At 73.6% G+C, this 13,781-nt stretch carries 12 protein-coding genes and 1 riboswitch; of the genes, 9 read left to right on the top strand and 3 right to left on the bottom strand.

Annotated elements, in window-relative coordinates; translation table 11 throughout:
- Positions 1–14 precede the first annotated feature (14 nt).
- Entirely contained in the window at positions 15–2,330 is a 2,316-nt protein-coding gene (locus O7609_RS00835; RefSeq protein ID WP_269742921.1) for a chitinase C-terminal domain-containing protein, read from the bottom strand.
- A 352-nt stretch (positions 2,331–2,682) separates the two neighbouring features.
- A riboswitch (FMN riboswitch) is annotated at positions 2,683–2,813 on the top strand.
- Positions 2,814–2,959: 146 nt separating this feature from the next.
- On the opposite strand from O7609_RS00835, the gene ribD reads away from it, so the two are divergent.
- The 8 genes from ribD (at position 2,960) to O7609_RS00795 (ending at position 9,056) form a co-directional block, all read left to right on the top strand.
- Positions 2,960–4,093 carry a bifunctional diaminohydroxyphosphoribosylaminopyrimidine deaminase/5-amino-6-(5-phosphoribosylamino)uracil reductase RibD gene (gene ribD, locus O7609_RS00830; protein WP_443071979.1) on the top strand — a complete coding sequence of 378 codons (1,134 nt, stop codon included), beginning with the start codon at positions 2,960–2,962 and terminating at the stop codon, positions 4,091–4,093.
- Positions 4,094–4,708 carry a riboflavin synthase gene (locus tag O7609_RS00825; RefSeq protein ID WP_269732986.1) on the top strand — a complete coding sequence of 205 codons (615 nt, stop codon included), beginning with the start codon at positions 4,094–4,096 and terminating at the stop codon, positions 4,706–4,708.
- A 74-nt stretch (positions 4,709–4,782) separates the two neighbouring features.
- Positions 4,783–5,385 (top strand): nicotinamide mononucleotide transporter family protein, encoded by a 603-nt coding sequence (locus O7609_RS00820; RefSeq protein WP_443072219.1) that lies wholly within the window; start codon positions 4,783–4,785, stop codon positions 5,383–5,385.
- Complete coding sequence (locus O7609_RS00815) at positions 5,382–6,713, top strand: bifunctional 3,4-dihydroxy-2-butanone-4-phosphate synthase/GTP cyclohydrolase II (RefSeq protein ID WP_269742919.1); 1,332 nt, start codon at positions 5,382–5,384, stop codon at positions 6,711–6,713. Before O7609_RS00820 ends, O7609_RS00815 begins: the two co-directional genes overlap by 4 nt.
- Before the next feature lie 79 nt (positions 6,714–6,792).
- On the top strand, positions 6,793–7,278 hold the full coding sequence (gene ribH, locus O7609_RS00810; RefSeq protein ID WP_269742918.1) for a 6,7-dimethyl-8-ribityllumazine synthase: 486 nt from the start codon (positions 6,793–6,795) through the stop codon (positions 7,276–7,278).
- Between the two features lie 95 nt (positions 7,279–7,373).
- Complete coding sequence (locus O7609_RS00805) at positions 7,374–7,646, top strand: phosphoribosyl-ATP diphosphatase (protein ID WP_219090063.1); 273 nt, start codon at positions 7,374–7,376, stop codon at positions 7,644–7,646.
- A 59-nt stretch (positions 7,647–7,705) separates the two neighbouring features.
- Positions 7,706–8,554 carry an ATP phosphoribosyltransferase gene (hisG, locus tag O7609_RS00800; RefSeq protein WP_269732982.1) on the top strand — a complete coding sequence of 283 codons (849 nt, stop codon included), beginning with the start codon at positions 7,706–7,708 and terminating at the stop codon, positions 8,552–8,554.
- A 49-nt stretch (positions 8,555–8,603) separates the two neighbouring features.
- Complete coding sequence (locus O7609_RS00795) at positions 8,604–9,056, top strand: PH domain-containing protein (RefSeq protein WP_269732981.1); 453 nt, start codon at positions 8,604–8,606, stop codon at positions 9,054–9,056.
- A gap of 59 nt (positions 9,057–9,115) precedes the next feature.
- On the opposite strand, the gene O7609_RS00790 is transcribed toward O7609_RS00795, so the two are convergent.
- Both O7609_RS00790 and O7609_RS00785 read right to left on the bottom strand, forming a co-directional pair.
- Positions 9,116–11,044: an AAA family ATPase gene (locus O7609_RS00790; protein WP_269732980.1), complete on the bottom strand. Its 1,929-nt coding sequence runs from the start codon at positions 11,042–11,044 to the stop codon at positions 9,116–9,118.
- 417 nt (positions 11,045–11,461) lie between these two features.
- A complete protein-coding gene (locus O7609_RS00785) occupies positions 11,462–12,061 on the bottom strand; it encodes a uridine kinase family protein (RefSeq protein WP_269744294.1) in 600 nt (199 codons plus the stop codon).
- A gap of 226 nt (positions 12,062–12,287) precedes the next feature.
- Here O7609_RS00785 and O7609_RS00780 point away from each other — a divergent pair, with 226 nt between their 5' ends.
- Entirely contained in the window at positions 12,288–13,670 is a 1,383-nt protein-coding gene (locus O7609_RS00780) for a peptidase C39 family protein (RefSeq protein ID WP_269742917.1), read from the top strand.
- The last annotated feature ends 111 nt before the right edge of the window (positions 13,671–13,781 follow it).

Here is a 13,781-nt window from a genome sequence, read left to right as displayed (position 1 = left end):
CACCGGGAGGGGCGTCAGCAGGCGCCGAGGTCCTCCCAGACGCCCCACTCGCCGGTGGTGCCGGGCTCGTCGCCCTGCGTCCACCACTTGGCGCGCCAGGTGCGGTCGTTCCAGGAGACGGTGTCGCCGCCGTTGTAGACCGCCGCGGAGTCCCAGGCCGGGTCGGTGCACTGGCCGCCGCCACCGGAGTCGCCGCCGCCGGTGCCGCCGCCCGGGTCGCCCGGGGTGGTACCGCGGGCGAGGTCGCCGGGGATGGCGTACGCGGTGCCGTCGAGGGTCACCGTCCAGTTGGACGGCGTCGAGACGGGCAGGTAGTAGACGAAGTCCACGGTGACCGTCGCCCCGGGTGCCACCGACTGCCAGGAGGGCAGCGTGAGCGACACGCGGTGGTAGTCGCCGTCGAGCCCGCCCACGTTGCCCTGGCGGGTGTGGTCGCTGCGCACGATCGACGTCCCGAACCCGGACTGGTCCTTGGCGTTCCCGGGCGCCGAGGTCGCGTAGTCGAACTGGAACTCCGTGCCGCCCGGCAGGGTGACGTCGGAGTTGTTGGTGATGCGCAGCTTGGGGCTGATCGGGTAGTTGGAGTCGCCGAGCGGGAAGTCGGTGAAGTCGACGTCCACGTCGATCGTCTGCGTCGGCAGGTCGCTCGTCGCCCGCTGGGCGCCGTAGGGCGAGGCCGCCTTGAACGCCTCGTACATCACCGTCGTGAGCGTGTCGCCCTGCTCGTACTGGCCCTTGGCGGCGTTCCAGCCGTAGTCGCCGGCCAGTTCCCACATCATGGTGCCGCCGATGCCCTGGTCGACGACGTACTGCGCCTTCGCGCGCACCGACTCCTCGTCCTCGGTGGACAGGAAGACCTTCGTGTCGGCGTTCCACAGCCACGGGGCGACGAGGGTGGAGTCGTACTTGCGCGCGTAGTCGCCGGTGAGCTGGACGTCGGCGGGGAAGCCGTACTGCGTCACGTAGTCCCCGACGATGCCCTTCTCCAGGTTCTTGGCGTGCCACATCGGGTTCGACCCGGCGGGGGACTCCTTGCCCTCGGTGTCCAGGTCGTGCCAGAGGTTGTCGATGCCCGAGGCGCCGTCGCCGCACTTGGTCAGCCCGGCCCCGGCGGGGCAGTCGCTGCTCGGGGCCTTGCCCCACAGCCCGTCCGTGCCGCCGGTGACGTTCTTCCAGCCCCGGGTGTAGTAGGGCAGGCCGATGTTGATGCGCCCGGCGGGCATGGCGCCGCGGAAGTAGTGGTACGCCCAGTCGGCGTTGAGGTAGCCGATGCCGCCGTACTGGCCGGTGGTGTAGATGCCTGCGGCGGCCAGCTCGGCGTCGCGTCCGTCGTCGAAGAGCGCGGCGTTCGGGCCCACGTACTCGTTCCAGGCTCCGTGCAGGTCGTAGGACATGATGTTGACGTAGTCCAGGTACTTGGCGGTCTGGTACGTCTCCATGCCGCGCAGCAGATAGCCCGAGGAGGGAGCGGCCACGGTGAGCAGGTAGTGCTGCCCGTCGGCCGCCCCGGCGCGGTCCAGCTTCTCCCGCAGGGTCTTCATCAGCTCCGCGTAGCCCGCGTTGAGCCCTGCCCGGCGCGGGTTGGCGATGGGCCAGTCCAGCGGGTTCCCGGCGTCCTTCATCGACGTGGCGTACTCGTAGTCGATGTCGACGCCGTCGAAGCCGTAGGTCCGGATGAACTCGACGGCCGAGTCGGCGAAGGTGTCGATGCCCGCGTGGTTGACGGAGCCGTCGGCGTTGGTCGCCATGGTGTAGAAGCCGCCGGAGTCCACGCGGGTGCCGTCGGGTGCGAAGTAGCCGCCGGTCTCGGCCCAGCCGCCGACCGACACCATCGTCTTGACCTCGGGGTGCTGCTTCTTGAACTTGTTGAGCAGGTTGAAGTGGCCCTTGTAGGGGAACTCCGGATCCATCTCGGCGCCTTCGACGCCCGGCCAGGTCATGCCGGTGGCCGGGTTCTCGGGGCCGTCGGGGCCCACCGACAGCTGGTTCGCCTCGTCGACGTGGGCGAAGGCGTAGTTCAGGTGGGTGACCTTGTCCCACGGGATGTCGGGGGCCAGGTAGGCGTCGCGGCCGTTCTTGCCGGTGCGCCAGCTGGTGAAGTAGCCGATGACGCGCCGCTGGTGGTCGGCGCCCATCTGCTCGCGTCCGGCGGTGTCGTAGACCGTGCAGTACGGGACGTCGACGCCGGGCGTGGCGTAGAGGCCGTCGGGACGGCAGGACTGGTGGTCCTGGGCCTGAGCCGGTGGGGCCGTCAGCGCGCCGAAGAGAAGTCCGGCGACGGCCGTGGCGGCCGCCGCGAGACTGGCTCTCGCGCGGGTTCTGGGCAGCACGGGAAGTCCTCCTGGTGAGGTCAGGCGGAAGGGACGGTGGGGGTCGGTGGTGCCTGGTCCGGGGCGTGCGCACACCCCGGACCCACTCCTCGGAGGTGCCGTGAGCGTAGGAGGACTAGACCACTGCGTCAATAGGTCTGGACCAAAGTGGAGTTGGGTTCGGCGTCCTCCCGTACGGCGGTGCGAGCCGCCCGGCCGCGAGTGGCCGTCGGCCCGGGGCAGACGTGCGGCCTTGCCCTGCCGGGGCATCGGCGCAGGTCGCGCGCTTCGAGCCGGACGTGAGCCACTCCACAGGCCGCTCCCCGCGTACGGTCGAGTGAGCCGTGGCAGACTGGACGCGTAGAAGTGACGTCAGCGCACTCCGGGGTCGGTGTAATTCCGAACCGGCGGTTACAGTCCGCGACCCGTCCGCCGCCAGCGGCCGGTTGACCAGGTGAAACTCCTGGACCGACGGTGAAAGTCCGGATGGGAGGCAGTGCGCGGCGGGCAGTGGTGCAGTGTGCGCTCCGGCGTACCCCGCCCGCCCCGGCCAGGGGTCGTGGGGAGTCGCGCGCACCCGTTGGCGCACCGAGGTCCGCTCCGTCCCGCCATGCCCCGGAGTCCGTGCCCGATGAGGCAGGAGGGACCCGGTGGCCACCGCAGCAGCCATGCGCGCCGAGCGCGACGCGATGCGCCGCGCAGTCGAGCTCTCGGCCCGCGGACTCGGCTTCACCAGCCCCAACCCCGTCGTCGGCTGCGTCGTCCTCGACGCCGCCGGACGCGTCGTCGGGGAGGGCTGGCACAAGCGGGCCGGCGGCCCGCACGCCGAGGTCCACGCGCTGGCCGAGGCCGGCGACGACGCCCGGGGCGGTACCGCCCTCGTCACCCTGGAACCCTGCAACCACACCGGCCGCACCGGCCCCTGCGTCAAGGCCCTCCTCGCCGCAGGCGTCGCCCGCGTGGTGTACGCCGTCGCCGACCCCACCCCCGAGGCCCAGGGCGGCGCCGCCGCCCTCGCCGCCGCCGGGGTCGAGGTGGCCGCGGGGCTGCTGGAGGAGCAGGCCGCCCAGGTCAACGCCGCCTGGCTCACCTCCGTGCGCCTCGGCCGCCCGTACGTGCACTGGAAGTACGCGGCCACGCTCGACGGCCGCACCGCCGCCGCGGACGGCACCAGCCGCTGGATCAGTTCCCCCGAGTCCCGGGCGGACGTGCACCGGCTGCGCGCCGAGAGCGACGCGGTCCTCGTCGGCTCCGGCACCGCCCGCGCCGACGACCCCCACCTCGCCGTGCGCGGCGTGTCCGGCGCCGTCCAGCCGCTGCGCGTCGTCGTGGACACCGAGGCCCGCGCCGTACGCCCCGGTGCCCGGGTGCTGGACGACGCGGCTCCCACCCTGATCGCCGTCGCCGAGGACGCCGACACCACCGCCCTCGAACCGCTCGCCGACCTCGTCCGGCTGCCGCGGTCCGCACCGGGCGGCGGCCTCGACCTCGCCGCCCTGCTGTCCGCCCTCCACGCCCGCGACGTCCGCTCGGTCCTGCTGGAGGGCGGGGCCACCCTGGCCGGCGCCTTCGTCGCCGCCGGGCTCCTGGACAAGGTCACCGGCTACCTCGCCCCCGCCCTGCTGGGCGCCGGGCCGCAGGTGCTGACCGACGCGGGCATCACGACGATCGCCCAGGCCCTGCGGCTCAGCCTCACCGAGGCCGTACCGCTCGGCCCCGACCTGCGCGTCACCGCCACCGTCCCCCACACCGCCGCCGCCACACCCCGCACCGAGGAGCGCTGAGTGTTCACCGGAATCGTCGAAGAACTGGGTGAGGTCACCGCCATCGAGCACCTCGGTGACTCCTCCCGGCTGACCCTGCACGGCCCGCTCGTCACCAAGGACGCCGCCCACGGCGACTCGATCGCCGTCAACGGCGTCTGCCTGACGGTGGTCACCGTCGTCGACGGGGAGTTCACCGCGGACGTCATGGCCGAGACGCTCCAGCGCTCCAGCCTCGGCGCGCTCACCGTCGGCTCCCGCGTCAACCTGGAGCGGCCCATGGCCCTCGGCGGACGGCTCGGCGGCCACCTCGTCCAGGGCCACGTCGACGGCACCGGCACCATCGCCGCCCGCACCCCCGGCGAGCACTGGGAAATCGTCAGGGTGACGCTGCCCGCCGCCCTCGCGCGCTACGTCGTCGAGAAGGGCTCCATCACCGTGGACGGCGTGAGCCTCACCGTCGTCGAGGCCGGGGACGACTGGTTCACCATCAGCCTCATCCCCACGACCCTCGACCTGACCACGCTGGGCGTCAAGCAGCCCGGCGACCCGGTCAACCTCGAAGTGGACGTCCTCGCCAAGTACGTCGAGCGGCTGCTGAGCGCCGGTCAGATCCCGGCGGGGGAGCCGCGGTGAGCCTCGGCGACGCGGTGGGCCTCCTCGACGACACCGCCTTCACCGTCCTCGGCCAGAGGGTCATCTGGTCCGACATGACGGGCAACCTCCTCGGCCTGGCCGCGCTCGCGCTCGGCTGGCGCCGCTCGGTCCTGAGCTGGCCCGTGCAGGTGCTGGCCGGCCTCGTCCTCATCGCCGCCTACCTCTCGGCCTCCCTGGCCGGCGGCGTCGGCAAGCAGATGCTCGTCGTCGTGGTCGGCCTGTGGGGCTGGCAGAAGTGGAGGGACGGCCGCCGGGACGCGGACGACGGCCACATCGCCGTCCGCTTCGCGACCGGCCGCGAGCGGCTCCTGCTCGCCGCCGGAACGGCGCTGGGCACCCTCGCCGTCGGCGCCCTGTTCACCGCGGTCCCCGAGCTGTCCTGGAACCCCTGGCCGGACGCCTACATCTTCGTCGGTACCCTCGCCGCCATGTACGCCCAGGCCAGGGGGCTGGTCGAGTTCTGGTTCGCGTGGCTGCTCGTCGACCTCGTCGGCGTCCCCCTCGCCTTCGCCAGCGGGCTGGCCTTCTCCGGCCTCGTCTACCTCATCTATCTCGTCCTGGTTCTGTGGGGTCTGCGCGCCTGGTGGCTGCGCTCCCGCACCCACACCGCCCCGGCCGCCGCGCCGGCGCGGGACACGGAAGGAGTGGCCGTATGACCGCAACGCAGAGCTGGTACGACGCCGCGGGCCCGGGCACGGCCCTCGACGACGCCCTCACCCTGGACCCGGTCGAGCAGGCGATCGCCGACCTCGCGGCGGGCCGCCCCGTGGTCGTCGTCGACGACGAGGACCGGGAGAACGAGGGCGACCTCGTCGTCGCGGCCGAGAAGGTCACCCCCGAGATCGTCGCCTTCATGATGAACGAGTGCCGCGGCCTGATCTGCGTGCCGATGGAGGAGTCCGAGCTCGACCGGCTCGAACTCCCGCAGATGGTCGCCCAGAACACCGAGTCCATGGGCACGGCGTTCACGGTCTCGGTCGACGCCGCGCCCCGGCACGGCGTCACCACCGGCATCAGTGCCGCCGACCGCGCCACGACCATCCGCATGCTCGCCGACCCGGCCCACCAGGCCGAGGACTTCGTGCGCCCCGGACACGTCTTCCCGCTGCGCGCCCGCTCCGGCGGCGTCCTGACCCGCCCCGGACACACCGAGGCCGGCGTCGACCTCGCCCGGCTCGCCGGGCTGCGCCCGGCCGCGGCCATCGTGGAGATCGCGGGCGAGGACGGCACGATGCTGCGGCTGCCCGAGCTGGTGCCCTTCGCCCGCAAGCACGGACTGTCGATCATCTCCATCGAGCACCTCATCGCCTACCGGCGGGGGCTGGCCGAGGGAACGCCGCCCACGGCCCCCAGCCCCGCCGTCACCCGGGAGGCCGTCACCCGGCTCCCCACCGCCCACGGCGCGTTCCGCGCCCACGGCTACCGCTCCACGCTGGACGGCGTGGAGCACATCGCCCTCGTCGCGGGCGACCTCGGCGACGGCGAGGACGTCCTCGTGCGGATGCACTCCGAGTGCCTGACCGGTGACATCTTCGGCTCCCAGCGCTGCGACTGCGGCCCCCAGCTGCGCGCCTCCCTCCAGCGGGTGCAGGAGGAGGGCCGCGGCGTGGTGATCTACCTGCGCGGCCACGAGGGGCGCGGCATCGGCCTGCTCTCCAAGCTGCGCGCCTACGAACTCCAGGAACGCGGCCGCGACACCCTCGACGCCAACCTGGAACTCGGCCTGCCCGCCGACGCCCGCGACTACGCCGCCGGCGCGCAGATGCTCGCCGACCTCGGCGTCCGCTCCGTCCGGCTCCTGACCAACAACCCGGCCAAGAGCGACGCCCTGGCCCGGCACGGGGTCGCCGTCGCGGGGCGGGAACCCATGCCCGTCCAGGCCGGCGAGCACAACATCCGCTACCTGCGCACCAAGCGCGACCGCATGGGCCACGACCTGCCCTGGCTGGAGGACGCCCACATCTCCGTCTGCACCACGCAGTGACCGCGCACACGGCGCACACCCCACCCACCACCGGCCCGACACGACGCACCCGCGTCACCGACCAACCGAGGAGCACCACGTGAGCGGCAAGGGCGCACCCGAGCTGACCGTCAAGAACTGCCAGGACCTGCGGGTCGCCGTCGTGGCCGCCCAGTGGCACGACCAGGTCATGGGCGGCCTCGTCGACGGGGCCCTGCGCGCCCTGCACGAGCTCGGCATCGACGAGCCGACCCTGCTGCGCGTGCCCGGCAGCTTCGAACTGCCCGTCGTCGCCAAGGTGCTGGCCTCCCGCGGCTACGACGCCGTCGTGGCCCTCGGCGTCGTCGTCCGCGGCGGCACCCCGCACTTCGACTACGTCTGCCAGGGCGTGACGAACGGCCTCACCCAGGTCTCCGTCGAGACCGGCGTGCCCGTCGGCTTCGGCGTCCTGACCTGCGACACCGAGGATCAGGCCCTGGACCGCGCCGGCCTGCCCGGCTCCAGCGAGGACAAGGGCCACGAGGCCGTCACCGCCGCCGTCGCCACCGCCGCCACCCTGCGCACCGTCGCCGAACCCTGGCGCTGAGGGGCGCGGAACCCCGCGGCCCCGTCCACGCGAGCATCCACAACCCGGACGGGGTGCGCCCACACGCGGGCGCACCCCGTAGGGTGAACAGCACCATGGCGAACAAGACATTCGACGAGCTCTTCGCGGAGCTCCAGCACAAGGCCGCCACCGGCGACCCCGCCACCTCCCGCACCGCCGAGCTGGTGGCCGGCGGCGTCCACGCCATCGGCAAGAAGGTCGTCGAAGAGGCGGCCGAGGTCTGGATGGCCGCCGAACACGAGGGCACCGAGCGCACCGCCGAGGAGATCTCGCAGCTCCTCTACCACCTGCAGGTGATGATGGTGGCGCGCGGCATCTCCCTCGACGACGTATACGCTCACCTCTGACGCACCCCGCGTCCCCGTCCCGCCCCGCATCCCCCTCACGAGTGAAGGAACCAGGCACCATGCTGCGCATCGCCGTCCCCAACAAGGGTTCACTGTCCGAGCCTGCGTCGGCGATGCTCCATGAGGCCGGCTACCGCCAGCGCAAGGACCGCCGTGAACTCGTGCTCGTCGACGCGGCGAACGACGTGGAGTTCTTCTTCCTGCGCCCGCGCGACATCGCGGTCTACGTCGGCTCCGGGCGGCTGGACATCGGCATCACCGGCCGCGACCTCCTGCTCGACTCCGGCGCCGAGGCCGAGGAGATCCTCCAGCTCGGCTTCGCCGGCTCCACCTTCCGCTACGCCACCCTGCCGGGCACCGCCGCGCACGTGAACGAGTTCGGCGGCATGACCGTCGCCACCTCCTTCCCCGGCCTGGTCACCCGGCACCTGGAGGAGCACGGCGTGGACGCCTCCGTCGTCCGGCTCGACGGCGCGGTCGAGACGGCCATCAAGCTCGGCGTCGCCCAGGTCATCGCCGACGTCGTCGAGACGGGCACCACGCTGCGCAACGCAGGGCTGGAGATCATCAGCGAGCCGATCCTCGTCTCCGAGGCCGTCGTGGTCCGCGGCAAGGGCACCGACACCGAGGACCCCAAGGTCCAGCAGTTCCTGCGCCGCATGCAGGGCGTCCTCGTCGCCCGTGAGTACGTGATGATGGACTACGACATCCGCGCCGAGTACGTCGAGAAGGCCGTCGAGCTGACGCCCGGCCTGGAGTCGCCGACCGTCTCCCCGCTGCACGACAAGGGCTGGGTCGCCGTGCGCTCGATGGTGCCCGCCCAGAAGGCCCAGCGGATCATGGACGACCTCTACGAGCTCGGCGCCCGCGCGATCCTCACCACCAACATCCACGCCTGCCGGCTGTAGGCCCCGCACCCGTCGCCGCCGGCCGCACCACCGCGAGGAAGAACCGCCCATGCCCGCCGCCGTACCCCCGCTGCCGGTGACCTTCCGGCCGACCCGCACCCGCGTCGTGCTGATCGGCGTCGGCGTCGCGACCCTGGCCACCCTGACCGTCGTCGCGGTGCTCCTGGAGAGCCTCACGGCGGCGGAGCGGGTCAGCTTCGTCCTCACCGGCGCGCTCCTCCTCGCGGTGCTCGCCCTGCTGGCCCGGCCGCACGTCACGGCCGACGCCGACGGCGTGACCGTCGTCAACCTCACCCGCAGCCGGCGGCTGGAGTGGGCGGAGATCCTCGCCGTCAACCTGCGCTCCGGCGACCCGTGGGTCTCCCTCGACCTCGCGGACGGCACCAGCCTGCCCGCCATGGGCATCCAGCCCGGCATCTCCCGGGCCCAGGCCGTGCGGGACGCCACCGCCCTGCGCGCCCTGGCCCAGGAGCACGGCACGGGCCGCCCGGGCGTGGACTGACGCGCCCGGCTGCCCCTGGGCCCGGAGCCCTCAGCCAGGAGCGCTCACGCCGGCTGCCCTCAGCCCGGCGGCTCCGGGCGCGGGCCCGCCGGGCCCCGCCCGGACAGCACCTCACCGTAGGCCTGCATCAGATCGGGCAGCCGCAGCGTCGCCAGATCCTCCCGCGAGGGCGTCCCCGACCAGTCCGACAGCCGCAGGTCGCGGTAGGCGCAGCTCTTCTCGTACAGGGTGCGCAGAAACCGCCCGTTGCCCAGCTCGTCGACCCAGCCCTGCGCCACCACGTGGCCGCTGATGCTGCGCAGCTCCTCCAGCGACTCCTCGTCCCACCGGTCGCCGTTCTCGGCCGCCAGCACCTCGCCGATGGCCGTCAGCTCCAGCGGGCGGTAACTCGGGAAGTCGATCCGCGTCGTGAACCGCGAGCCCAGCCCCGGGTTCACGGCCAGGAGCCGCTCCATGCCCTCGGGATAGCCGGCCAGGATCACCACGAGCCGGTCCCGGTTGTCCTCGGCCCGCTTGAGCAGCACCTGCAGCGCCTCGTCGCCGTACGCGTCCCCCTTGGCGTAGCCCGAGTTCGACAGGCTGTACGCCTCGTCCACGAACAGCACCCCGCCCAGCGAGCTGTCGATGAGCTCGTTGGCCTTGACCGCCGTCTGGCCCAGGAACTCGCCCACGAAGTCCGAGCGCTGGGCCTCCACCAGATGGTCCCCGCCCAGTAGCCCGAGCGCGTAGAACACCCGGCCGAGTATGCGCGCCACCGTCGTTTTCCCGGTGCCCGAGGGACCGGAGAACACGAAGTGCCGCTTGGGCGGCTGCACGGGCAAGCCCTGCCCGGCCCGCAGCCTGGCCATGTGCAACTGGGCGGACAGCGCCCGCACCTGCCGCTTGACGGGCTCCAGCCCCACCATGCGCTCCAGCTCCGCCAGCGCCTCCGCCAGGAGTTCCGGGTCGGCCGGCCCGCCCGGCCACCGGCCCTGCGGCGCCCCGCCGTCCCGCCCCCGCGGCTCGCCCGCGTCCACGCCGGCGCCCGCACCGGGGCCGCCCACCGGCTCCGCGTCCAGTGGCCACAGGTCCTCCAGCACCGGGTCCGCCGGATCCGCGCCGTCCGGCCCGGCGGGATCGCCCTCGCCACCCGGCTCCCGGGCCGGCCCCTCGGGGCCCGCCCCCGCCGCCGTCCGCAGCGGGGCCGCCCAGGAGGAGGCCAGGGAGTCCGCCATGCCGTCCGACTCCGTGATGGCGGTGAGCCGGGCGGCGGTGTCCATGAACGCCGGGTCCACCCGGTGCACCGCCCGGTACAGCGGCAGCGCGGCGGCGCTGCGCCCGGTGCCCTCCCGGGCCCTGGCCAGCCAGTACCGCAGCTCCTTGCGCTGCGGTTGCTCGCTGCGGCAGCGCATGAGGGCCGTGGACAGCAGTGGCTCGGCCTGCCCGTACATCTCCAGCCGCACCCGGGCCATCCCGGCGAACAGCCCCGCCTCGACGCCGAGCAGCGGGTCCTCGACCAGGGACTCGGTGTGGACGACGAGCCCTTCCCAGTCCTTGGCGAGGTAGGCGCGGCACGCGTGCAGGAAGCGCACCTGCGGATCGGCGTCCGGCGGCGGGCAGCCGGCCAGCGCCCGGTCCAGCTCGGCGACGTGCCGGCCGTCCAGCCAGTGCGATGCGTGCGCGAGCAGCAGGTCCCGGCCGCTCTCCAGCACCGGCTGCACCCACCACCCGAGCCAGTACCAGGAGTTGAGGCTCAGCCCGTGGCGCGAGCGCTGTTCGCCGAAGCGGTCGCGGTACTCGAACATCCGCAGCAGCGCCGTCGTGGCGTCGACGCGCAGGGCGTGCAGCCCCAGCCAGGCGTCGGCCATCCCCACGTCCAGCCGCACCGCCGTCCTGAACTCCTCCTCGGCCTGCGGGTAGTCGCCCATGGTGTAGGAGTCCACGCCACGCAGCCAGGCGAGGTCGGCGGGTGCGCGCGGCACCCCGGTACCCCGCGTGCCGAAGTCCATCCCGTCCCCCTGGGCCGATCCCGTCGGGTCCTGCCAGGCGCCTGCCCCGCCTGGTCAACTGCCGTACCACGGACGGCGGTTGTAGATCATGGTCGGGGATCGCCCGGCGCCGCGCAACGGTCGCATCGTACCCGCGCGGCACGCTGCGTCGAAGTGCGCGGCACAGAACCGTACCCGCGCATCCGGCCAGGTCGGGCGGTGAACCTCACCCACGGTGACGGACGGGACGGGCGAACCGGACGTCACGGACAAGACGAAGCCCCCGGTCACGGGGGAACAACCAGGGGCTTCGCGCTCTCGAACGGCCGGTGAAGGCCGTGTGCTGCGAACGTAATCCGTCACTGCGTCGCAGGTCAAGCAATCGCCGTGAGCGATCATCCGGGCGCCCGGGGTCGGGTGCACTCCGGCCCGGGCCCACTACCCAAAGTGAGATCGCCGCGCTGTGCGAGCGCCCCCGGGCCCCGGCAGTAACGCATACCCCTCCGGTGCCTGCCGCACCAGCAGATCCGCGAACGGCCGGGTGGGGTCGGCCGCGAAGTGGGCCCGCTCGGCCGCCGTCCAGTCGTCCCAGAACGCGGCCAGCCCCGGGCCGTCCCGCCGCCGCCCGCGCTCCCAGGCCGTCGCGGGGGAGACGTCGAGCCACAGCAGTGCCGACAGCACCGGACGCACCGCCGCGCGCCCCGCGCCCACGCCCTCCACCAGCACCACCGGATCGGGGGGCAGCGACAGCGGACGGCTGAAACTCCGGCGCTCCCAGTCGTACCCGAGGAAGCGTGCCGACGTGCCACGCCCGAGGGGCGCCACCACCCCGTCGGCCAGCCGCTCCGTCCAGTCGAAGAACCCCGCGTGGCAGGCCAGATCGTCCAGGTGCAGCACGGGCGCTCCGCCGAGCTCCTCGGCCAGCCGCCGGGTGAGGGTGCTCTTGCCGGAACCCGCGTGCCCGTCGACCGCGACGAGCCGCACCGGACCGCACGACGGCGGCAGCTCCCGCAGCCGCGCCGCGAGACCACCCAGCACGGGGGAGCGGGCGGCCCCCGGAGAGCGGACCGCCGCGCGCTCCTCGGCCGGCCGCTGCTGCGTCACCCGCCCAGCCTACGGCCCCCACTGCTCCAGAGGTCCAGACCGATAACGGTGGGGCCCGTGCTGGCGCGGCCCCTGGCCCGGCCAGCGCCGCCCGGGGATAGTTGACGCAGCCGCCACCCGGCACGGCACCCACCGTCCAGTGACTAGGGGGACCACCCGCATGAGCCGACCCGTGACGACCCGCCGCACCCTGCTGGCCGCCTCCGTCGCCGTCGCCGCCACGGCCGCCGCCACCGCGCTGCCCTCCGCCGCCCACGGCGCCGGACGGGCCGCACCCGAGGGCGGTTCGCACGGCGGTGGCGGGTCGAGCGTCGCCTACGCCTCCTGGACCTCGGCGGCGGACTGGCACGGCGGCCTCGGCCGGGGCACCCGTGTCGACCACGGGCGCCGCCCAGGCCTCGCCATCGGCACCCCCGCCGGGACGCTCCCCTACCGCGACCCGCACGGCGGCACCACCACCGAGCGGTGGGAGTACGCGACCTGGACCTCACCGCGCCGGGCGCTGCGGCACCCGGCCCGGCAGCTGATCGCCTCCTGGAACGCCCGCACACCGGAGGGCACCTGGCTCCGCGTCGAGGCCCAGGGCACGTATTCCGACGGCACCGAGTCGCCCTGGTACACGCTCGGCGTCTGGACCTCCGGCGACGGTCCCGACGTACCCCGCCGCACCTCCGTGGACGACCAGGGCGACGGCCGCAGCACCGTGTGGACCGACACCCTCGCCGTCACCGAGGACGGCACCCGGATCACCGCCTTCCGGCTGCGGGCCACCCTGCTCCGCGCCCCCGGCGTCCACGCCACCCCCACGCTCTGGCGGCTGGGCGCGATGACCTCCGACGTCCCCGACCGCTTCGAGGTCCCGCCGACCGCCCCCGGCGAGGCCGCCGGCGTCGAGCTCCCCGTCCCGTCCTACTCCCAGAACATCCACGAGGGCCGCTACCCGGAGTACGACAACGGCGGAGAGGCGTGGTGCAGCCCCACCTCCTCCCAGATGATCATCGAGTCCTGGGGGCGCCTGCCCGACCCGGAGGACTACGCCTGGGTCAACCCGGAGTACGACGACCCCCAGGTGTGCCACGCCGCCCGGTACACCTACGACTACCGCTACGAGGGCTGCGGCAACTGGCCGTTCAACGCCGCCTACGCCGCCACCTACGACGACCTCCAGGGCGTGGTCACCCGGCTGGACACCCTGCACGACGCCGAACGGCTCGTCCGGGCGGGCATCCCTCTCATCACCTCCCAGTCCTTCCTGGAAGAGGAGCTGGACGGCGCCGGTTACGGCACCGCTGGCCATCTGATGACCGTCGTCGGCTTCACCCGGGACGGCGACGTCATCGCCAACGACCCGGCCTCCGACAGCAACGCCGAGGTGCGCCGCGTCTACCGCCGCAGGCAGTTCGAGAACATCTGGCTGAGGACGAAGCGCTACGACGCCAAGGGCAAGGTCAGGAGCGGCACCGGCGGCGTCTGCTACCTCTACTTCCCGGCCCGTCCCAGCGCGGTCCAGCGCCGCGCCCTGGCCTCCGTCGGCATCCGCTGACGGCGGCCGGCCCGGCCCGGCCCTGCCCCGCGCCCGTCCGCACCCGTGCGGACCAGCCCGGAGCTGCGCCTGGTGTGCCCCGGCCCGCGGCGGGTACCCCGCCACGTGCCG

The organism is Streptomyces sp. WMMC1477 (assembly GCF_027460245.1).
Classification (GTDB): Bacteria; Actinomycetota; Actinomycetes; order Streptomycetales; family Streptomycetaceae; genus Streptomyces.
This window is presented reverse-complemented; position numbering and strand designations above follow the sequence as displayed.

Excerpts from the sequence above, each read along its gene's own strand:
- O7609_RS00820 (WP_443072219.1), top strand. The coding sequence starts at position 4,783 with ATGACGGGCAACCTCCTCGGCCTGGCCGCGCTCGCGCTCGGCTGGCGC.
- O7609_RS00815 (WP_269742919.1), top strand. The coding sequence starts at position 5,382 with ATGACCGCAACGCAGAGCTGGTACGACGCCGCGGGCCCGGGCACGGCC.
- O7609_RS00805 (WP_219090063.1), top strand. The coding sequence starts at position 7,374 with ATGGCGAACAAGACATTCGACGAGCTCTTCGCGGAGCTCCAGCACAAG.
- hisG (WP_269732982.1), top strand. The coding sequence starts at position 7,706 with ATGCTGCGCATCGCCGTCCCCAACAAGGGTTCACTGTCCGAGCCTGCG.
- O7609_RS00795 (WP_269732981.1), top strand. The coding sequence starts at position 8,604 with ATGCCCGCCGCCGTACCCCCGCTGCCGGTGACCTTCCGGCCGACCCGC.
- O7609_RS00790 (WP_269732980.1), bottom strand. The coding sequence starts at position 11,044 with ATGGACTTCGGCACGCGGGGTACCGGGGTGCCGCGCGCACCCGCCGAC.
- O7609_RS00780 (WP_269742917.1), top strand. The coding sequence starts at position 12,288 with ATGAGCCGACCCGTGACGACCCGCCGCACCCTGCTGGCCGCCTCCGTC.